This is a genomic window from Kitasatospora sp. NPDC004289, assembly GCF_053602875.1.
On the sequence record NZ_JBSGEL010000050.1, the window covers coordinates 1 to 21748 of the forward strand.

Below are 21748 nucleotides of genomic sequence, written 5' to 3' on the forward strand. Positions count from 1 at the left end.
TGAGGCTCAGCTTCGCGATGGGCGGGCGCTCGCACCTGGTGTCGGTCGGGGTGCTGCGGGACTGAGCGGTCGGGGTGCCGCGGGCGGCGTCGGCGGCCGCGGCATCGGCGGCACCTCCGGCACCGGCCTCGGTGCGGGCGGCGTCGGTGCGTCCGGCGCGGCCGGCGCGGCCGGAACGTCCGCGCGCGGCATGGCCGGTGGCGGCATGCCCGGCATGCCCGGGATGGGGGCCGGGCACGGTGGTTCCGGCGCGGGCAAGTCCGGCTCGCGATTCGTCCGACCGACCCGCTTCGGCGTGGAGGAGGACGAGGAGGAGCCGGTGGCGCTGCGCGATGCCGGGATCCTCGGCCAGGCCGTCCACCACGACCCGCAGGACCGGCACTGGCAGCGGATGCGGCAGCGCTGGGTCGAGGAGTCGGGCATGGCCCCGGCCCCCGAGCCCGTGCACACCGCCGTGGCGAGCGTCGGGCAGGAGGTTCCGGCGGCGGGTGGCGACTTCATGAGCCAGCTGAGCGCCGCCGTGCTGGGGCCGGAGGCTGCGGCCACGCTCAACGCGACGTCGGAGTCGGGCGGTTCGAGCTCGGGTTCGGGCTCGGCCTCGGCCTCGGGCGGCGAGACCACGGCCACGCCCGCAGCCGGCGCCACGGGTTCCTCCGACGACGCGTACCTGGAGCGTGCCCGGTCGGTGGCCGAGCGGCGCGGTCGCACCGACGAGGACGCGCCCACCCTCGAACCGGCGGCAGCAGCGGCGCCCGCCGCTCCGGCTGACGGTCCGCCACCGCTCCGCGAGGAGGGCGGCTTCCAGGTGCCGACGCCGTTCATGCGGGCGGCACTCGCCCGGCTCGCCACCTCGGGGGGCTTCCCCGAGGGCAGCGGTGAGACACCCGCCGCCCCGGCCGGCGCGTCCGGCGCGGCCACCGGCCAGGGACGCTGAGGAGCGATATGGAAGAACAGGAACTGAGGCGCACCGAGGCGGTGGCGGCCACCGAACCGGTGGCCGCCCGGGTCGCGGCGGATGCCGTCCAGCCCGCCGAGCCCCTCCAGGCGCGGCTCCAGCCGATGCAGATGGCCGAACCCGTGCAGGCCACCGCCCGGTTGGAACCCATGCAGATGGCCGAGCCCGTGCAGGCCACCGCCCGGTTGGAACCCATGCAGATGGCCGAGCCCGTGCAGGCCACCGCCCGGTTGGAACCCATGCAGATGGCCGAACCGGTGCAGACCACTGCCCGGTTGGAACCCATGCAGATGGCCGAGCCCACCCGGGTCACCGAGCCCCTGCGGGCCACGGACCGGTTGACGCCGCTGGAGCCGACGCACGCCACGGACCGGCTGGCACCGCTGGAGCCGATGCAGGCGGCCGAGCCCCTGCGGGCCCGGGTCGCCGCCCAGCCTGCCGAGCAGGTCAAGCGGGTGGCACAGTCCGCCGCTCCGTCCGGCGGGCCCGATGCCGGGCAGGGTTTCAACGTCGACCCCGAGAAGTACCGCGCGGCGGCGGGCCCGGTGCTTTCGGCATCGGACCAACTCACCGAGCTGACCCGAGGGTTGACCGCCTACATGTCGGGGATGAGCGCCCGCGCCCCGTGGGGCAACGACGACTCGGGCGAGAAGTTCGCCAACGGCGAGAAGGGCTACCTCACCTACAGCGGCAAGGTGTTGACCGGGTTGGGCAACCTGCCCGCCGCCCTCAAGTACATCGCGGACGGCCTCAAGGTGATGGCCGAGAGCTACGACAACGCCGAGGAGGGCCTGAAGACCGGCCTCACCTCGATGGAGGCCGAGCTGCCCGAGACCGCCCTGTTCCACCCCGACCTCGCCATGCGGGACATCGCCAAGGGACGTCCCCACCACACCGGAAGGCCCTGATAGAACATGGCGGTTGAGCTGCCCGAACCCCTTCAGTGGGTCCTTCTCCTGCTGGCCGGCACCCGCTGGCCGGAAGGCGAGGAGGACTTGATGCGCGAGATGGCCGACCGTTGGCGCGAAGCCGGGAAGACCCTGGCGGACGTCGGCACGTCGGTGGACTCGACCATCAAGCGGGCGCTCGACGGCCAACAGGGCAAGGCGGCCGAGGGGCTGTCCACGCACTGGGCCAAGTTCTCGGTGGGCAAGGGCACGGAGGAGGATCCCGGGTTCTTCCCCAGCATGGTCAAGTCCTGCGAGGGCATGGCCGAGATGCTGGACAACATGGCCAACTCGACCGAGTCAGCCAAGATCCAGATCGTCGCCCAACTGGGCATCCTGGCCTTCGAGATCGCGACCGCCGAGGCCTCCGCCCCGTTCACCGCCGGGGCCTCGCTGGCCACCATCCCGGCGGCGGTCGCGGTCAGCCGCGTCGTGGTCCAGCAGATCCTCAAGAAGCTGCTCAAGGAGGCCCTGGAGTTCGCGGCCAAGGAGGCCGCCCAGGAAGTCGCCATCAACCTGCTCGCGCAGACCATCCAGATCGCCGAGGGCAACCGCAAGGGCCTGGACACCAAGGAGCTCGGCCAGAGCGCCATCGGTGGCGCGGTCGGCGGTGCCGCCGGTGGCATGATCGGCAAGGGCATCGGCGCGGGCGCCGGCAAGGCCGGGTTCGGCAACGCGGCGAACAGCGTCGGCGGCAAGATGGCCAGCGGCGCGGTCTCCGGCGTCGGCGGGGACGTCGCGGCCCAACTCGCCACCACCGGGACGGTGGACGGCGGCAGCCTGCTCGGCTCCGGCCTGAGCGGCGGCTCCAACGTCGGTCTCCAGCACGGGGCTTCGGCACTCAAGGGCAAGTTCGGCGGCGGCGACATCCCGAACGTCCCGACCGGCGGCACCCTGCCCGGTGCCGACGCCCCGCCGACCTTCGGCGGACGGCCCGGCGGCGGTTCCTCCTCGTCCGGTTCGGCCGGCACGCACGGCAGCGCGGACGGGACCGGCTCGACCGGCGGCGCCGAGGCGTACCGCGGCCCGAGCGGCGCCGCCACGGACACCGGCGGCACCGCGGGCTCGTCCACCGGCGGCGGCCGCACCCTCTCGCCGTTCGGCTCGGACCGGGGTGGTTCCGGCTCCCACGACACCAACACACCCACCAGCACAGGTGGTTCGGCCTCGGTCGGCTCCCACTCCGGTGGTGCGGGCGCCGCCTCGCGCGGTGGTGACTCCACCCCCTCCGGCGGTACGCCCTCCGGTCCGTCCAACCACAGCCCCACCCCCGACAACGGCGGCGCCACGCGACCGCAGTCCGCCACCGCGCACACCGACGCACCGGCCCCGACCCCGCCCCGCGCCGACACCTCGGCGGCCACGGCTCACCCGGACCCGACGCCCCGTCAGGCCGAGCCGGCCCCCCGGGCCGCCGACCCCGCCCCACAGCACACCCCCGCGCCCGACCGCGCGCCGCAGGGCGAGGCCTCGCCGACTCCGCGTCAGGCCGACGCGCCCGCGGCGACGGTCCGTCCCGAGCCCGAGGCCACCTCCGCCCGCCCGGAGCCGACCTTCCGCCCGCCGGTCGACCACACGCCGGTCGCCGAAACCGTCCGCCCGCAGCAGGACACCCCTCCGGCGGCCCGTCCGGAGAACTCCGTCCCGCACCAGGCCCCGCCCGCCGAGCACACCCAGGAGACCCCGGTCAGCCGGCCCCGGCCGACCGAGACCCCGATCGAGACCCCGGCCGCCGTCCGGCCCGAGCCGACCGTGCCGCACCAGCAGGCAGACCCTTCCGACCCGGTCCGTCAGCAGCCCGCAACGCACGAGGCCCCGCCGTCCCGCCCCGAGGCCGAGGCCCGCCCCACCCCCGTCCGGGCCGACTCCGAGCCGAACACCGTGCCGCAGGCGCAGCCGCGCCCGGAGTCCGACCCGACGCCGCGTCAGCAGCAGCCCCAGGCCCAGGCCGACCCGCAGCCGCAGCCGCAGCCGCACACCACGGCCCCGGAGCCGACGCCCCGCCCGCAGCAGGACCCCCAGCCCCGGCCGGAGGCCCAGCCGCACGCCGCCGAGACTCCGGACCCGACGCCGCGTCAGCAGCAGGCCCAGCCCCAGCCGGAGGCCCAGCCGCAGCCGCACGCCCAGCCCCGCCCGGAGCCGGTCGCGTCCCCCGCGCCCGTGGCTCCCGCGCGCGGCGACGCCACCCCGGACGGCACCGCTCCGCACACCCCCTTGCCCGAGGGCACCCGCATCGCGGGCGGCCCGATCACCGCCCCGCGCCCGTCGGCGACGCCCACCGCGGACCGTTCGGACACCTTCCTGCCGCCGTCCACCGACCCGGCCGCCCCACAGCAGCAGCCCCCCGCCCAGGTCCCGCCGGCGTCCCATGTCTCCCCGCCGCCCCCGGCCGCCGGCACGCCCACGCCCGCGCCCGCGCCCGCGCCCACACCCAACCGTGGCGGCCTCGGCCCGGTGGGCCGACCGTCCGGCCCGGGCCGGGACACCGCACCCCGCACCGACCGTCCGCAGGACCAACGCCCCACCGACGGGCCCCGGTTCACCCCCCGCCCCGCCACCGACACGACGCCGACCCCCGCCCCCGAGCCGCGCGGCACCAAGCGCGGCCGCGAGGACGACGCCCTGCCCCAGGGCCGTCCCGAGGGGCCGAAGCGGCAGCGCACGCCCGCGTACGAGAACACCGCCGGCCCGCTCCGCGACCGCGGCTACGAGCCGGCCACCCGGGAGCAGTACCAGGCCCTCGCGGACCACCTGAACCAGCACGGCTCCACCCCACACCCGGACCTGACCCCCGAGCTGCTCGATCACGTCAACCCGCACACCGCCACCATGGACGGCGGCGACCTCTTCAGCTGCCTGGAGGCGGTCGAGGCGCTCCGCGACACCCACTACGGCAACCCGCGCCCCTCCGGCCTGCCGCACGCCTCCGTCCCGGAGAACAACTCCGCCTGGACGCTGACCAAGCGTCACGGCACCCCCGTGCCGCTCGGCACCGGGCAGCACGGCGTGGACACGGTGATCGACCAGGTCCGCAAGGCCGGGCCCGGCAGCTTCTCCACCGTCCTGTTCTCCGACGGCCCCGGCACCACCGGCCACGTGGTGGCGCTGGTTCACGGCGCGGACGGCACGCTGCGCTGGGCCGACCCGAGCACCGGCGAGGTCCGCGAGGCCCGGCCGGGCTCCCTGCCCGGGGACTGGGCCGGCGGCGACAAGCACGTCTGGGCCGCCACCTCGGACACCGACGGCGACTCGGTCACCCCGCGCGCCGACCCCTCGGTCTTCGACGGCGACGCGCCGAGCTTCGGCGTGCTCGCCGTCACCATCGACGGCAGCACGCTCAACCAGGCGGACCGCGCCGTGGTGGTCAAGCTCGCCGAGGCCATCGACGCCCAGGTGGAGAAGGCCGCCGCAGTGGCCCTGGCCAACCCCGATTCGGTGCCCAACCTCGACGGCCACACCGAGCGTTGGACCGACAGCTACACCAAGTGGGCGGACCCCGCGACCTCGACCGAGGACCGCCAGCGGATCGAGAAGCTGCTGCCCCGGCAGTTCGGCTACGCGGTCGAGTCGATGGTCACTCAGATGATCAAGGACGACGTCAAGCTGGACGCCGGCTACACCATCGAGACCCAGGTGACGCACGGCTCGACCCGCCCCGACCTGGTGATCGTCAAGACCGAGGGTGGCGTCAAGCAGGAGCTCGGCTGGCTGGACATCACCGCCGACAAGTCCAAGGGCCACATCAACGACAAGCAGAGCGGACTCTGGCAGAGCCGCCCGTACGTGGCCGAGGTGCTCTACCCGTCTCTGGAAACCGGTCAGTTGGCCCACGGTGGCACGCCCGATCAGCAGGCCTTCGTCCAGGCCCTGGTCGAGAGCCGGAAGGCCGAACAGCAGCAGTTCGCGCAGAAGTTGGACGACTTCAAGGACAAGGTCCCCGCCCCCGTCGACGGCGCGAAGGACAAGAAGCGCGCCGACATCGAGAAGCAGCTCGGCGACCTCCTCGGCCGTCCCAAGAAGCTGACCCCGACCGAGGCCCGGAACGTGCTCAAGGCCCTGGCCGAGCACTACGAGGACTCCAGCTACAACCCGACCCAGTACGGCTACAAGAGCAGCGACCACACCTCCTTCGTGGACGGTCGTCGCCTCCTCGGCGAACACTTCAACCCGCCGCCGACGCCCGATCCCGCCCAGCCCACGGCCGGCCCGTCCGGCACCAGCCGGACCGACGGCACCACCACCGACACCGACACCTCGGGCAACGACCGCTCCGAGAGCCAGGGCTCGGAGGACCGGATGCGGACCACGCCGGACCCGGAACCCGCACCCGTGAAGGCCGACAGCCAGAAGTCCGACGACAGCATGCGGGACGCCTCCCCGCCGCCCGCCGCCACCTCCCGCGGGCTCGACTCCCCCGCCCCGGAGGGCTCGCGCTCCGCCGCGCCCCGGGACGACTACGCCGTCACCCGCCCCGCCGACGTCGCCGGCCTGACCCGCGACCTGCCCCAACTCCCGCCCCGGGACCGGGAGGCGGCGATCGCCGCGCTCCCCGCCTCGGACCGGCGCGGCCTCGCCCAGGACCCGGCCTTCGTCTCGGCGCTGCGCGACACCCTGCCGCCCGGCGACTTCGCGAGGACCGCCGCGCAGCTGATGGTGGACGTGGACGGCGGCGCCGACCGGCCCGCCTCCGCGCGTGCCGAGGCGACCGCGCAGCTCACCCGGATGCTCCAGGATCCGGACACCGCTGCCCGGCTCCTCACCGAGGGCAGCCGGATCGTCGTGGTGCCCAAGGACACCGCGATGACCGACCTGGCCCCGTTCGCCGACCTCGGCGGCCGGACGGCCGACAGCGAGGCGGGCGGCGGCCGCGGCTGGGACGACGTCCGCGGCTCCGGCGGCAAGTGGGCCGCCGTCACCGAGGAGAACCTGCTCGGCGAGCGCACCTCCGTCGGCCCGGACCAGCACTACGCCGACGGCTACTCCACCACCACCCACGAACTCGCCCACACCATCCACAAGTTCGGCATCACCGACGCGGACCGGCAGCTGATCCGCGACACCTTCGACAGCAAGCTGGACAACGAGGCGATCCCCCGTCTGTTCGGTGAGGACGGCCCCTCCCCGTGGTCCGACGGCCCGCGCCGCGGCACCGACGGCCGCGAGGCGGAGAACTACGCCGCCCGCGACGAGTACGAGTACTTCGCCCAGGTCAGCAACGCCTACCTCGGCACCAACCACGGCACCGACCCGTACACCGGCCAGCCGCGCAACAACGGCGCGGACTGGGTGCGGGCCAACGAGCCCGAACTCCTCCCCCTGCTGGAGCGGTTGTACGGCCCGGACCCGTCCGCCGTCCACGACGCCCCCGCGAACCCGGTGCGCGCCACGGACGCCGAGAACGACATGTACCAGGGCCTGCGCGACTTCACCGCCCAGGTCGAGGGCGGCGACCTCCCGCCGCAGACGCATGACGCCGGGCACCAGGATCCGGCCGAACGCGGCGTGCCCGCCGACCAGGACACCGACCTCCCGTCGCCGCCCCCGCGTGCCGCCGCGCCCCGCACCGAGGGCGAGCCGCCGCAGCACAGCTGGCCCTCCACCGGCCGCACCCTGCCCGATCCGGCCGACCGGGCGGCCGAGTTGGCCGCGCGCCACGGCGTCGCCGACCCCGACGCCCTCGCCCAGCAGATCCGGGACGTCCGCGCGGGCGACCTGGACGCCGTCCGCGACCTGCTCGGCGCCGAGCACGGCCCGGAGCTGCTCAAGGACCTCGGCCGCGAGGTGCCCGAGCACACCCTCTGGCGGCTCGGCACCCAGGACCCGGGCAGCACCGACCAGTTGAAGGAGATCATCACCCACCGGCGCGGAGGCGTGCCGCCCACCGACCTGGAGGTCGAGGCCCGCCAGCAGGTGGCGCGGACGCTGGCCGAGCAGTCCCCGGTCACCGTCGTGGTCGCCTCCGGCCCCGGCTCCGGCCACCAGGCGGCGGCGGTCAACATGATCCGCTCGCTGCGCGAACTCGGCTACGACGGGCAGATCGACCTGGTCGCCCCGACCAACGTCCGCTCCCGCCTCGACCGGATGCTCGACGCCGAACTCCTCGGCGGCGGCCAGGTCCACTACGCGCCGGACGAGTTCGACCCGCACGGCGACAACCAGCCGGCCCCGGTCGGGCAGGGCGGGCTCACCCTGGTCGCGGCCAGCGACGAGATCGGCGCGGACGGGGACAACTCCAAGGCGCTGCTCGACTACACCGGCGCCGACAAGGCCGTGGTGCTGGCGCCGTACGCCTGGGGCATGTCCACCCGTGCGGTCTTCTCCCGCACCGAGGACGGCGGCTTCGGCGTGCTGCCGCTGGAGGGCACGGTCGACAAGAAGAACGCGCTGTTCCAGCAGCACGTCCCGGCCCCCGACCCGCACTCCTTCCCCGACAGCCCCGCCCTGCAGTCGATGGCAGGCCGGATCAACTCCGGCTCCCTGGACCTGATGCCGCTCTACGGCCTGGCCCGGCTCACCCCGGACCGCCAGGCGGCAGCCCCCGACAACCTCGCGGCGGGTATCCACCAGGCCGGGCTCGGCAAGCCGGCCGTCCTGCTCCAGGTCGGCAACCACGACGTCCCGTACGCCCCGCGGTACGAGGCCCCCTGGCTCAAGCGCGCCGACCTCGCCACCCTCGACGCCGACGGCATGAACCAGGTGCTGGACACCCTCGGCCCGGACGACGTGCTGGTGCTCCGCTCCGGCCCGCTCAGCCAGGACTCCTTCGAGAAGGTCTTCCAGCTCGGCAGCCTGCCCGCCGTCCAGGAGGGCGCCAACACCACCGGCACCAGCCAGCTCACCGGCCGCCCCTACTTCTCCCCCGTCACCGGCACGACCCCCTACCCCGAGGCGGTCTCCTCCACCGCCGCCCAGGACCTCGGCTCCCGGGCCGGCGACCACCTGCCCGGCGACGCCAAGGAGCGGCTCAACGACTCCTGGGACGCCGCCCTGAAGCCCGACGCCTCCAAGGCCGAGGTCGACACGGCCGTCCGTGAACTCCGCGCTGCCGCCGACCTGTTGGCGGACCGGGCGGACGGCCTGACCGACCCGGCCGAGCAGCGCGCGCTGCGCGAGCTGGCCGAGAGCGGCACCAAGAGCGCCGACGCCCTGGAGCGGTCGCACGCGGCGGTCGCCGTCCGCGACCAGCTCCAGAAGGTCACCGACGCACTGGCCTCCGGCAACGACTGGACCGCGGCGGTCGAGTTCGCCCCGGCCTACGACAGCCTGCGCAAGGCGGTCTACAACCGGGAGATCGCCGACGGCTGGCTCAACACCTGTCCCACCGACGACACTTCGGGGCGCCCGTTCGAGCTCAAGAGCGACCAGTTGGAGGCCTTCGCCGAGGGGCTCGGCGACGACCACGAGCGGCTCGCCGAACTGCTCGGGGCCGGCATGACCCCCGATCAGCGGGCTGCGCTCGACCGCGCCCTCTCCCCGGAGGGACGGGCGGCCGAGGAGCGCCGGATGATGCGGGGGGACGACCTCTCCCGGATCCCGCTCGGCACCGTCCCGGAGGCCAGGCAGCGGCTGGCCGAGGTCTCCGCCGCGATCCGCGAGCGGGAGAACGGCTTCGTCCAGGAGCTCAAGGACGCGGCCGACCTGCAGGCCGAGTCCACCGCCCCTGACCGCGATCAGGCCCAGGTGATCGCCGACGTGCTCAACGGCTTTGCCCAGCAGGGCTCGCCGTACCAGCAGTACACCTCCGAGCTCACCGGCCGCGCGAACGACTGGCAGCAGAACCAGCTGCTGGTGGCCCTGGTCCACCTGAACGACCAGCCCACCGAGACCCTCCGCAGCTCCCCGCCCCCGTCGGTCGAACCCGAGACCGCCCCCGTCGTGGAGCCCACCCCGGTGCCGACCCCCCGCCAGGAGTCGACCCCGTCCACCCCCGAACCGCCGCGCGCCGCCACTCCGCAACCCCCGAGCCCGGAGCGGCCGTTCCAACTGCACCCGTCCGCCGAGGGTCCCAGCATCTTCGATGAGGACTTCACCCTCAACGACGACAGCGACAGCGAGCCCGCTCCCCGGGCCGAGGCCCGCGACAGCGACTCCGACTCCGAGGCCTCCTGGGCGACCGCCCCCGAGTCGCCGCGCGGCGACAGCCCGCTGCACGGCCCGGTCGCCACCGCCGACCACGACGGCCCGAGCATCTTCGACGACGACTTCGTCCTCAACGACGACAGCGACGCCGAGGCCGGTCCGAGCGTCTTCGACGACGACTTCGTCCTCAACGACGACAGCGACAGCGAGACCGAGGCCGCAACCGCGACCCAGGGCCACCAGCCCTCCCCTCCGCCGCCCGCCGCCCCGTTCCAGCTCGGCCCGGTCCGCGCCCCGGCGTCCGAGGTCGTGTCCGAGGCCGACGGCCCGTCCTCCGGCTTCGGTTCGACGAACCGTCCGCCCGTGGCCGGCCACGTCTCGCCTCCGCCGCCCGCCTCCGACCGCCGTTCCGTGCCGCCCGCCCAGGACCGTGGCGAGCCCCCGGCCAAGCGTCGTCGCACGCCCGCGTACGAGAACACCGACGCCGTCCTGCACGACCGCGGCTACCGCCCGGCCGACTCCGAACAGCACGCCGCGCTGCGCGAGTTCACCGACGGCCGGCGCTTCCCGCAGCCGACCCCCGAACTCCTCGGCCTGATCACCCCGCACGGGCAACCCGTCTCCCCCGGGCCGGACTTCCGGCTCGGCGACGACCTCCAGAGCTGCCTCGAAGCCGTCGAGGCGTACCGCGACACCCACTACGGACGCCCCCGCCCGTCCGGACAGACCCACACCGGCGCGGTGGAGCAGCACGCCGCCCAGGTGCTCAACCGCCGCCACGACCTGCCGCACCTGTTCGGCGAGGGGCAACCCGCCGTGGACTCCCTGATCGACCACGTCGGCCGGGGCGGTCCGGGCTCCTTCGCCACCGTGCTGGTCGGCCGCGAGGGCGAGGTCGGCCACACCGTGGCGCTCGTCAACGGCGCGGACGGGACGCTCCGTTGGGTCGACCCGAGCACGCGGCAGTCCTGGGAGGCCACCCCCGGCTCGCTCCCGGACCCACGCACCGCAGGCTGGAAGGTCTGGGCCTCGGCCGCCGGACCGGACGAGTCCACCCTGCCCGGTCTCACCCCCGACCGGAACTTCCGGGCCGACTTCGGCGCACCGTTCCTGAGCTCGCTCTTCGGCAACTCCACCTCGGACACGACCCCCCAGACCGCGCCCCCGGTGGCCGCGCCGCAGCCACTCACCCTTCCCGACCCGGTCGAGGCGAACCGTCAACTCACCGACGCCCCGGCCGACTTCCTCCGGGACCACATCCTGTCCTACGACGGTGCACTCGGGATGGAGCTCAGGCGACCGGGACTCGACCAGCAGGAGGCGCGCCAGTTCATGGCCTGGGCCAACACCCAGCCCGACAACTGGTTCACCCTGGTCCCGGACCCGCGCCGCAACAACGCGCTGATCCTCACCCCGGCCGTCGAGAAGTACGTCGAGGCCCACCCGGACGACCCGTTCGTCTCCCGCTTCGCCGAGCGCTTCGCCAACCCCCCGGCCGACCAGCCGTACCTGACCGCCTCGTACATCCCCTACCTGGCCGGCGCCCCCGGCGGACAGCTCCACACCGTGGGCTCGACCCCCGTGCCCCTCGACCCCGATCCCACCGTCCCCGGCTCGGAGTTCGTCTTCACCGCCGTGATGAACGGCTGCGCCCTCGCCGTCACCCCGGGGGCCACCCCGGACGTCTTCACGGCCTGGCACTACCAGTCCAGCACCACCAACAACTCCAGCGCGCTGGACTTCCGCCGCACCCAGCAGCCCACCGACTGGTTCGGCTCGGAGGAGTACGAGAGCGGCACCCAGTCCGCCTTCTACGAGGTCACCAACTTCCTCTGGAAGAGCCCCACCGACGGCTGGCAGGTCGTCAGCCAGGAGACCAGCGTCGACCCGACGAACGAGGCCGCCTCCACCGTCACCGCCGTCCGTCAGCGCCCCCTCGACCTCACCCCACCGACCCCCTCCCAGGAGGCGGTGCACCTGGCCCGGATCTACACCGGCATGGCCGAGGCCGAACTCAAGCGCTTCGACACCGACGTGACCGGCATCCTCAACCAGAACTGGGGCCCCAAGCGGGCCGAGGTCGCCCAGGAGCTCCAACGCCTGCGCAGCACTCTCCTCGTGGACCTCATCAACCTCCGCGAGCAGGGCCACCTGGACCCCCGCGTCCCGTTCTCCGGCACCAACCCGGCGGCCGTCCCGCTCGGCACCCCGGCCCCCGGCACGCTCACCTTCGCCACCCTCAACCAGGTCGCGCAGGCCGTCCCCGCCGCCCGCCACACCGCCGGCACCCTCGCGGCGGAACGCCTCAACGCCCTCAACGCCGCCACCCCCGCCAAGGACCGCGACTGGCGCCAGGGCAAGCTCGACCAGCTCCTCACCACCTTCCTCCCCACGCCCCACACCCCCACCCCCTGGCACCAGCACCTCATCACCGAGACCACGGACCACCCCCGCGCCTGACCCACCGAACACACGTGCCAGGCCCGGGAACTCCGGGCGGCCGGCGGCCGACTGCTCTGGCGGGCGGCCCGCCGGTCGTCCGTCGTCGGTGGGAAGGGCCTGTGCGCCGTGTCGGGTGGAGAACGTCCAGCGGGGTCGTCGTCGGGGTGTCCGGTGCAGCGGGTGCCGCTGTACGGGGAGAGGTTCAAGCGGGATCCGTACCCGCTGTACCGGGAGCTGCGCGCGGCCGGCCCGGTGCATCCGGTGCGGTTCCCGTCGGGGGTGGCGGCCTGGCTGGTGACGGGGTACCGGGCCGCAGTGGAGACGCTCGGGGACGGGCGGTTGGGGAAGAACCACCGTCTGGGGAACGAGGGTTGGCGGAAGCTCGCGTCGATCATGCCGGAGCCGCAGCACTCCCGCCTCCAGGTGCACCTGCTCCACCAGGACCCGCCCCGGCACACCGCGATGCGCGGGCTGCTGGGGGAGGCCTTCGCGCCCCGCCGGGTTGAGGCCCTGCGGCCGAGGTTCCAGCGGATCGCGGACGGGCTGGTGGACGCGCTGCCTGAGCAGGGCGGGGCGGACCTGGTGGCCGGGTTCGCGGCGCTGTTCCCGTTCCGGGTACTGGCCGAAGTGATCGGGCTGCCGCGCGAGTTGGCGGAGCGCTTCGACCGGGACTGGGGGAAGGTGGTGCAGCCGGTCGGCCCGCAGGACCCGCGCCGGCCGGCCTACGAGCGCCGCCTGCGCGAGCTGGAGGGGTACATCGCCGAGGTGGTGGACCGCTGCCGACGGCAGGAGGAGAGCGGGCTGCTGACGCGACTGGTGGCGGCATGCGACGCGGGTGAACTGACCCCGGCCGAGCTGGACTCGATGGTGTTCCAGCTCCTGGTGGCCGGCCAGGAGCCCGTCACCAACCAGATCAGCACGGCACTGGTGGCCCTGCTCCGCCACCCCCGCCAACTGGCCCGGCTGCGGGCCGAGCCGGAGCTGCTGCCCCGGGCGGTGGAGGAACTGCTGCGCTACGACAGTGCGTTCGAGCTGACCACCTGGCGCTTCCTGGCCGCCGACGACGAGCTGCACGGTACCCGCGTCCCCGCCGGGGACTCGGTGATCGTCTCGCTCGCCGCCGCCAACCGCGACCCGGAGCGCTTCCCCGACCCCGACCGGCTCGACCTGGACCGGACGCCCAACCCGCACCTGGCCTTCGGCCACGGCATCCACTTCTGCCCCGGAGCCGCCCTCGCCCGGGCCGAACTCCAGATCGCCCTCGGCACCCTGGCCGGCCGCCTCCAGGGGCTGCGGTCGGACGGCGAGCTCGACGCGCTCGCCTGGATACCCGCCGTACTGGCCCGGGGCGTGGACCGCCTGCCCGTGGCGTACGACCGTCGCTCCTGATCCAGCACCACCGCACCTACCGGAGAACCCTCTTGTCACGCGTCGCCGACGTTCTTGCCCTGCTGCTCCCCCACTGCCGGTCCACTCAGCGGGGGCGCCCGCTCACCGCGGAGGACTTCCCGGAGCAGATACGCCAGTTGGAGGGATTCGTGGCCGCCGGGGAGGAGATCACCTTCACCCTCCCCGGCTTCCCCTGCAAGTCCCCCAGCCCGGAGAAAGTGCTCGGCCCCCTCCCCGACGAGGGCGAGCGCCGCGCGCTGGCCTTCCTGCACGGGCTCTGCGAGCGCGTCTCGACGGTCCACCCGCCCGGCGCCCGGCTGGTGGTCTGCTCCGACGGACACGTCTTCGGCGACCTGATCGGCGTGCCGGACGCCCATGTGGACGCCTACGCGGACGAGTTGGCCGCGATGATCCGTCAGGACGGCCTGCACCGCCTCACCCTCTTCGACCTGCGGGACGTGTACGGCGAGCGCACCCACGACCAGAAGCGGGCCCTGGTGCACGAGCGCCACGCCCCGACCGTCGCCCGCCTCCGCGACGAACTCCGCGAGGACGAGCAGGCCTTGGCCCTCTACCGGGGGATCACCCGCTTCCTGGTGGAGGACGCGGCCGGCCGCTTCAGCGGCACCCGCTCCGCCCTGCAGCGCGAGTGCCGCCGCCGCGCCTACGGGGTGATCCAGCGCAGCCGGGCCTGGGGCGAGCTGATAGCCGAGCAGCACCCCCGGGCCGTCCGGCTGTCGATCCATCCGCAGCCGCCCGGCTCGGCCAAGTTCGGCATCCACCTGCTGACGGCCGCGGACGGCTGGGCCACCCCCTGGCACGCCACACCGCTGTACCGCGCCGACGGGCGCTGGGAGTTGGTGCGCCGGGCCGAGGCGGAGCGGCGCGGCCGGCTGGTCCTGCGGGACGGCCGCCCCAGCCACTACAGCGCCGCGTAGCCGGTGAACACCGGGGGCCCGATACCTGACGCCAGCAGGTACCGGGCCCTCGGTGCGTCCCGTCCCCGTCAGGGGCGGGCAAGCACCGCCGGTCGGCGGTGGTCGAAGGCGATCAGGGGATCGCCGGTGAGGGGGTGTTCGGTGACGGCGGCCCGGACGCCGAAGACCTCGGCCAGCAGGGCCGGGGTGAGCACCGAGCGCGGCGGCCCGGAGGCCACCACCGCCCCGTCCGCGAGGACGTGGAGGTGGTCGCAGACCGAGGCGGCGGCGTTGAGGTCGTGCAGGGCGACCAGGGAGGTGGTGCGCTGGGCGCGCAGCAGGGCGAGGAGTTCGACCTGGTGGCGGATGTCCAGGTGGTTGGTCGGCTCGTCGAGCACCAGGACGTCCGGCTGCTGCGCCAGGGCCCGGGCCAGCAGCACCCGTTGGCGCTCGCCGCCGGAGAGCTCCGCGAACCGCCGCCCGGCCTTCTCGGCCATGCCGACCTGCTCCAGCGAACGCGCGACCACCGCCCGGTCCTCGGCGCTGTCGGCGGCGAAGGCCCGCTGGTACGGGATGCGGCCGGTCGCGACGATCTGCCGCACCGACAGCTCGAAGCCCTCGCCGCGCTCCTGGGGCAGCGCGGCCAGATGACGGGCGGACTCCGAGCGGCTGACGGCGGCCAGGTCGCGGCCGTCCAGCAGGACCCGTCCGGCCCTCGGGGCGAGGTGGCGGTAGACGACCCGCAGCAGTGTCGACTTGCCGCTGCCGTTGGGGCCGACCAGCCCGGTGACCCGGCCCGACTCGGCGATCAGGTGGACGCCGGCCAGGACGGAGCGGCCGGCCAGGGTGAGGTGCAGGTCCTCGACGGCGAGTCTCATCGGGCGGCCTCCGCCTGTCGGTCCAGCAGGTAGAGCAGGACGGGTGCGCCGAGCAGCGCGGTCACCACGCCGATCGGCAGCTCCTGCGCGTCCAGTGCGGTCCGCGCCAGGGTGTCCACGGCGGTCAGCAGGACGGCTCCGGTGAGGGCGGAGAGCGGCAGCAGGCGGCGGTGCTCACCGCCGACCAGCAACCGGCAGAGGTGCGGCACCAGCAGGCCGACGAAGCCGATCGCCCCGGCGCTCGCCACCAGCACTCCGGTCAGCAGGCTGGCCGTGACGAAGAGTTCGCGGCGCACCCGGTCGGCGTCCACGCCCAGACCGGCGGCGGTCTCGTCGCCGAGGGTGAGCGCGTTGAGGGCGCGGGCCCGGCCCTGGAGCACGACCGCGCCCAGGGCCACCGCCACCACCGGCAGCGGGAGTTGGCCCCAGCTCGCGCCGCTCAGGCTGCCCATCAGCCAGAACAGCACGCCCCGGGTCTGCTGCTCGTCGCCCGCCTGGAGCACCAGGTAGCTGCAGAGCCCGGCGAGGAACTGGCCGACGGCGATGCCGCAGAGCACCAGCCGCAGCGGGGCGAAGCCGCCGCCGCGGCGCGCCGCCAGCCAGACCAGCAGGAAGGCCCCGAGCGCACCCGCGAAGGCGGCGGCGGAGACGCCGTAGGTGCCGAGCGCCCCTCCCGCCCCGAGGCCCAGGACGATGGCGCCGACCGCGCCGAGCGAGGCCCCGGAGGAGATCCCCAGCAGGTAGGGGTCGGCCAGCGGGTTGCGGACCAGCGCCTGGACGGCGGCGCCGACCAACCCGAGCCCCGCCCCGACCGTCGCCGCCAACAGGGCGCGCGGGAAACGAAGTTGCCAGACGATCAGGTCGCGGGAGCCGGGGACCGGTGCCCGGCCGGTGAGCCGCCGCGCGGTCACCGACCAGACCTCGCCGGGCGGGACGTCCACGCTGCCGAGCCCGACGGCCAGGGTGAGCACCACCGCCAGGGCGAGGACCAGCGCCGCGGCCACTGCGGAGGGGCGCGGGCGGAACCCCTCCCGGGTGGCGGCCGGGGCCGAAGTCACCATCTAAGGGCCGACCTTGACCAGGTCGGGGTGGAGCGTGCGGGCGATCCGCTGGACGGTGTCGGCGTTGCGGACACCGGCGATGGTGGTGACCTCGGAACCGATCCGCAGGAAGCGGCCCTCGCGGACGGCGGCCAGGCCCTGGGTGGCGGGGAAGGTGCGCAGGAACTGCTCGGCCTCCTCGTAGGCGCGGCGGTTCTCCTCCTCACCGCCCTTGTTGCGGATGCCCAGTTGGATCCAGTCGGGGTTGCGCGCGACCACCTCCTCCCAGCCGACCGGGCGGAACGAGGCGTCGCAGTCGGCGAAGACGTTGCGGGCACCGGCCAGGGTGATCACCGCGTTGGCCACCTGACGGTTGCAGACCGCCATCGGCTGCTTCGTCCCGGCGTCGACGTCGAAGAAGAAGTAGGAGGGGCGCCGGTCGGCCGGCAGGGCGGCGAGCGCGGCGGTGACCTGGCCGGTCTTCTCGGCCATGGCGGCGGTCAGCCGACGGGCCCGGTCGGCGGTGCCGGTGACGGCACCGAGGCGCTCCACGTCGCGCTGGACCTCGGCCAGGTCGGTCCGAGGCGCCTTGCCCTGGGCCGCGCAGGCGGTGGAGAGCAGGAACACGTGCTTGATGCCGGCGGCGGCGAACTCCTGCTCGCTCGGCGCCGCGCCCGTCCCGCCGCCCATCGCCATCGGCCCGAAGGTGTCCACGTACAGGTCGGCGCCCGAGCCGAGCAGCTTCTCCTTGGCGATGCCCTGCTGCCCGAGGACCGGCACCCGCGCCCCCCGCTCGGCCAGCGCACCGGGCAGGTAGCCCTGGCCGGGCGGGTAGCCGGTGCCCACCACCCGCTCCCCCGCGCCGAGTTCGAGCAGCATCTCCAGGGCGGCGGCGTTGCTGGTGACGATCCGGGCGGGCGGGCCGTCGATGACCGTCTCGCGGCCCGCGCAGTCCGCGACCGGGACCGGGAAGCCCGCCGTGGCGGCCGGGGTCCCCGTGGACGGCGCCGGGGAGGGGGCGCCGCCTCCGGACGAGCACCCGGATATGAGCAGGGCCGCGGCGGCGGCCACGCCGGGCAGGACACGGGTACGCATGGATGGTTCTCCTGACGCGGGGTCACGGACCGGGCCGGTCTGCACGGTCCGGATCAGTGGTCGGCCCGCGCCCGCCCCGAGTTCCCGGACCGCGCGCCGTCGCCCCGGCCGGACCGCCCGCCACCGCCACCGCCCCGGCCGGGCCTCCAGGTGCGCAGGCGCAGGCTGTTGGCGACCACCAGCACCGAGCTGGCCGACATCGCGAGGGCGGCGAGCATCGGGTTGAGCAGGCCCAGGGCGGCGAGCGGCAGCAGCACCGCGTTGTAGCCGAAGGCCCAGAGGAGGTTGGCCCGGATCGCGCTGCGGGTCCGCCGGGCCAGCCGGACGGCGGTCACCAGGGTCTCCACGTCGCCCCGGACCAGGGTCAGCCCGGCCGCTCCGATCGCCGCGTCCGTGCCGGAGGCCAGCGCGATGCCGAGGTCGGCGGTGGCGAGCGCGGCCGCGTCGTTGACGCCGTCGCCGACCATCGCCACCGTCCTCCCGGCGGAGCGGAGTCGCCCGATCACCTCGGCCTTGCCGGCCGGGGTGGCGGCGGCGTGCACCGTGCGGATGCCCAGCTCCTCGGCGACCGCGCGGGCCGGTCCCGGCCGGTCGCCGGTCAGCAGGACCACGTCCAGCCCCAGCCGGCGCAGCCGGTGCACCGCCCGCCAACTGCCCGCCCGCAGCGCGTCGCCGACCGCGAGCACCGCCGCCGGGACGCCGTCCAGCTCGACCAGCACGGAGGTGCGGCCCTCGGCGTCCGCCGCGGCCAGGGCGGCCGTCAGGGCGGGGTCCTCGACCTCCCGGTCCGGCCTGCCCATCCGGACCTCACGCCCCTCCACCGTGCCCCGGACCCCGAGCCCGGCGGTGGCCAGGAAGCCCTCCACCGGCGGGAGTTCGCCACCGCTCCGCCGGGCCGCCTCCGCGACGGCCCGGGCCACCGGGTGTTCGGACCCGTGCCCGAGCGCCCCCGCCAGCCGCAGCACGCGCTCCGGGTCCACGCCCGGCGCCACCGCCACGCCGCCCACGGTCATCCGGCCGGTGGTCAGGGTGCCGGTCTTGTCCAGCACCACGGTGTCCACCCGGCGCAGGCTCTCCAGCGCCTCGGGTCCGCGCACCAGGACGCCCAGTTCGGCCCCGCGCCCGGTGGCGGCCAGCAGCGCCGTCGGGACGGCCAGGCCGAGCGCGCACGGGCAGGCCACCACCAGCACCGAGACGGCGGCGGTGACCGCCGCCTGCGGCTCGGCCCCGGCGCCGAGCCAGAAGCCGAGCACCCCGACGGCGAGGGCCAGCACCACGGGCACGAACACCTCGGCCACCGCGTCCGCCAGACGCTGGGCCTTCGCCTTGCCGGTCTGCGCCTCGGCCACCAGGGCGGCGATCCGGGCCAGTTGGGTGTCCGCCCCGACGGCGGTGGCCCGCACCACCAGGAGCCCGCCGACGTTCAGCGCCGCCCCGGGCGCCCGGTCGCCGGGGCCCACCTCGACCGGAACGCTCTCGCCCGTCAGGACGCTCAGGTCGAGCGCGGATCCGCCCTCGACCACCACCCCGTCGGTGGCCACCCGTTCGCCCGGACGGACCGTGAACTCCTGCCCCGGGAGCAGAAGTTCGGCCGCCACGGTACGCTCGCCGCCGTCCGGTCCGCGCAGGCTGACCTCCCGGGCGCCCAGCGCCGCCAGGGCCCGCAGCGCGGCACCTCCGCGCCGCCGGGCACTCCCCTCCAGCAGCCGGCCGGCCAGCACGAACAGCGGGACGCCGACGGCGGCTTCGAGGTAGACGTGGGCGGCGCCGCCGCCGGCCCCGGCGGTCAGCGAGAACGGCATCCGCATCGCGGGATCGCCCGCCCCGCCCCACCCGAGCGCGTACACGGACCAGCCGAAGGAGGCGGTCACGCCCAGGCTCACCAGGGTGTCCATGGTGGCGGTGGCGTGCCGCAGCCCCTGCCAGGCCCTCCGGTGGAACCCGGCCGAGCCCCAGGTGACCACCGGCAGCGCGAGCGCGAAGCAGAGCCACTGCCAGGCCGGGAACTGCCACGAGGGCACCATCGACAGCAGCAGGACGGGCACCGCCAGGGCCGCCGTGACGGTCAGTCGGATCCGCTCGGCCCGGGCCTCTGGCGGGGCGGCCGAGGGCTCCTCGGGACGGCGGTCGCGCTCGGCCTCCACCACGGAGGCCGTGTACCCGCCGGCCTCCACCGCCGCGACCAGCTCGGCCGGGGGAAGGCCTTCGGGGTGGACGACGCGGGCCCGGCCGGTGGCGAGGTTGACGGCGGCGGTCACGCCCGGCAGCCGGGCCAGGCGCTTCTCCACCCGGCCGACACAGGCCCCGCAGGTCATCCCGCCCACGAGCAGGTCGGTCACCGTCTCGGGCCCGGCGGCCGGAGCCGACGGAGCGTCGGACGAGAGGCCGACCGGAGCAGCGGCGGCCCGGGCTGACGGAGCACCGGACGAGAGGCCGCTCGGGGGAACGGCGCTCACCTGCCCGCCCCCGCCCCGCTGCCGGGCATGCCCGCCGTGTGGTCCATTCCGTCCATGCCGGGCATCCCGTCCATCCCGCCGTCCGTCGGCCCCGGGCCGCCGCCGGCGGGGCGCGGCCCCGGGGTGAGCGGGCCCGCCGCGTGGCCGGCGGCGAGGGCCCCGGTGAAGACCAGGGCGAGGAGCAGGGCGAAGCCCAGGAGGGCGGAGCGTGGCCGGAGACCCGGCCCGACCGCTGTGGGGTTGGCGTTGGCGTTCACACCGGAGCAGTCGGGGCCGGGCCCGGCCGAGTTCCCGCGCCGCCGGGCCCGTTCACCGGGGCGGCGGACCGGACGGGCGGGCCGACGAGGCGTCAGACCCGGCCGCTGTACTCGAAGCCCGCCGTCTCGACGGCCGCCCGGACCGCCGCCTCGTCGAGTTCGGCCGCCGAGGCGACGGTGACCCGCTCGGCCTTGGCCTCCGCGGTGACGTCGCTGACGCCGGGGAGGGCGGCGAGCGCGGCGCTGACGGTCCGTTCGCAGTGGCCGCAGCTCATGCCCCCGACGGCGAGGACGGTGGTGACGGCGGCAGCGGTGGTGGACATGGCGGTGGCCTCCAGAGGATTCGGGACCCGGTCGGTGGACCGGTCCGGTGGTCGTCAACGACAACGCACGCACGGGGGTGGGGGCACCGGGACACGCCGCCCGGTGCCCCCATCGTGTGGTTCCGGGAACCGCTCAGGCCGCGCAGCCGACGAGGTCCGCGCGGGCCGCCTCCGCGAGCTGGCGGACCAGCGCGGCGCGGGCCCGGTTCACCCGCGAGCGGACGGTGCCGATCGGACAGCCGGTCAGCCGGGCCGCCTCCTCGTACGGGAGCCCGCGCACGGCGGTGAGCACGAAGGCCTCCCGCCGCTCGGCGGGGAGCGCGGCCAGCAGTTCGGAGAGCGCCACGCCCTCCTCGAAGCCGGGCAGGTCGCAGTACTGGGCCCGCTCGACGGCGCCCTGCCAGTCGTCGGTGTCCAGCAGCCGGGGACGGGCGGCGGCGAACCGGAAGCGGTCGACCACCGCCCGGCGGGCGATCGAGAGCAGCCAGGTCCGCGCCGAGGAGCGGCCCTCGAAGCGGGGCAGGCTGCGCAGTGCCCGGAGGAAGGTCTCCTGGGTGAGGTCGTCGGCGGCCTGGGGTTCGCCGCTCAGGTGGGCGACGTACCGCCAGACGTCCATCCGGGTGGCCCGGACGAACCGTTCGACGGCGGCCGGATCGCCCTCCCGGGCGGCCAGCGCCCAGGCGGTGACGGTGGCGTCGTCGGGGCCGGTGCGGCGGGCGGCCGCGCGCGGGAAGGTCGGCGACGGGGCCGTGGGCGACGGGGCGGAGGTGGGCAGGACAGGGTTCAACGCCGTGGGTCTTTCTCGGAGTCGGGAGCGGCACGGACGGCCGCAGGACCGGCCCGGGGGCGCACGGGTGCACGGCTGCGCGGATGCGCACGTCCACGGATGCGGAGGCGCACCGACGGGCGCGGCGTACGGGCACGCGGCAGCGGCGCCACGGCCCGTACAGGCGCGGCGTCGGCCGGGGGC

Annotated in this window: 11 protein-coding genes and 1 pseudogene; 5 read left to right on the forward strand and 7 right to left on the reverse strand. The window is 75.3% G+C overall.

Going from position 1 to position 21748, the window contains the following annotated elements; genetic code table 11:
• From ACWEPF_RS28155 to ACWEPF_RS28175, 5 genes and pseudogenes are all read left to right on the forward strand, one after another.
• Positions 1–934, forward strand: a pseudogene (locus ACWEPF_RS28155) (hypothetical protein); the annotation flags it as partial.
• 8 nt (positions 935–942) lie between these two features.
• A complete protein-coding gene (locus ACWEPF_RS28160; protein ID WP_452174735.1) occupies positions 943–1863 on the forward strand; it encodes a hypothetical protein in 921 nt (306 codons plus the stop codon).
• Between the two features lie 6 nt (positions 1864–1869).
• Positions 1870–12441 carry a WXG100-like domain-containing protein gene (locus ACWEPF_RS28165; protein WP_452174736.1) on the forward strand — a complete coding sequence of 3524 codons (10572 nt, stop codon included), beginning with the start codon at positions 1870–1872 and terminating at the stop codon, positions 12439–12441.
• A gap of 153 nt (positions 12442–12594) precedes the next feature.
• A complete protein-coding gene (locus ACWEPF_RS28170) occupies positions 12595–13812 on the forward strand; it encodes a cytochrome P450 family protein (RefSeq protein ID WP_452174737.1) in 1218 nt (405 codons plus the stop codon).
• A 32-nt stretch (positions 13813–13844) separates the two neighbouring features.
• Complete coding sequence (locus ACWEPF_RS28175; protein WP_452174738.1) at positions 13845–14750, forward strand: L-tyrosine/L-tryptophan isonitrile synthase family protein; 906 nt, start codon at positions 13845–13847, stop codon at positions 14748–14750.
• Positions 14751–14818: 68 nt separating this feature from the next.
• Here ACWEPF_RS28175 and ACWEPF_RS28180 read toward each other — a convergent pair whose 3' ends face one another.
• The 7 genes from ACWEPF_RS28180 to ACWEPF_RS28210 form a co-directional block, all read right to left on the reverse strand.
• Positions 14819–15607 carry an ABC transporter ATP-binding protein gene (locus tag ACWEPF_RS28180; RefSeq protein ID WP_452174739.1) on the reverse strand — a complete coding sequence of 263 codons (789 nt, stop codon included), beginning with the start codon at positions 15605–15607 and terminating at the stop codon, positions 14819–14821.
• Positions 15604–16668, reverse strand: a complete 1065-nt coding sequence (locus ACWEPF_RS28185) for a FecCD family ABC transporter permease (RefSeq protein WP_449796841.1) — start codon at positions 16666–16668, stop codon at positions 15604–15606. The genes ACWEPF_RS28180 and ACWEPF_RS28185 overlap by 4 nt, the downstream gene beginning before the upstream one ends.
• A complete protein-coding gene (locus tag ACWEPF_RS28190; RefSeq protein ID WP_452174740.1) occupies positions 16669–17742 on the reverse strand; it encodes an ABC transporter substrate-binding protein in 1074 nt (357 codons plus the stop codon). It abuts the gene before it with no gap.
• 53 nt (positions 17743–17795) lie between these two features.
• Entirely contained in the window at positions 17796–20057 is a 2262-nt protein-coding gene (locus tag ACWEPF_RS28195; protein ID WP_452174766.1) for a heavy metal translocating P-type ATPase, read from the reverse strand.
• A gap of 137 nt (positions 20058–20194) precedes the next feature.
• The gene (locus tag ACWEPF_RS28200) at positions 20195–20455 is read right to left on the reverse strand and encodes a hypothetical protein (RefSeq protein WP_345285862.1); all 261 of its coding nucleotides are present in this window, start codon (positions 20453–20455) and stop codon (positions 20195–20197) included.
• 92 nt (positions 20456–20547) lie between these two features.
• Positions 20548–20778, reverse strand: a complete 231-nt coding sequence (locus tag ACWEPF_RS28205; RefSeq protein WP_345285864.1) for a heavy-metal-associated domain-containing protein — start codon at positions 20776–20778, stop codon at positions 20548–20550.
• 133 nt (positions 20779–20911) lie between these two features.
• The gene (locus ACWEPF_RS28210; protein ID WP_452174741.1) at positions 20912–21565 is read right to left on the reverse strand and encodes a sigma-70 family RNA polymerase sigma factor; all 654 of its coding nucleotides are present in this window, start codon (positions 21563–21565) and stop codon (positions 20912–20914) included.
• Between the last annotated feature and the right edge of the window lie 183 nt (positions 21566–21748).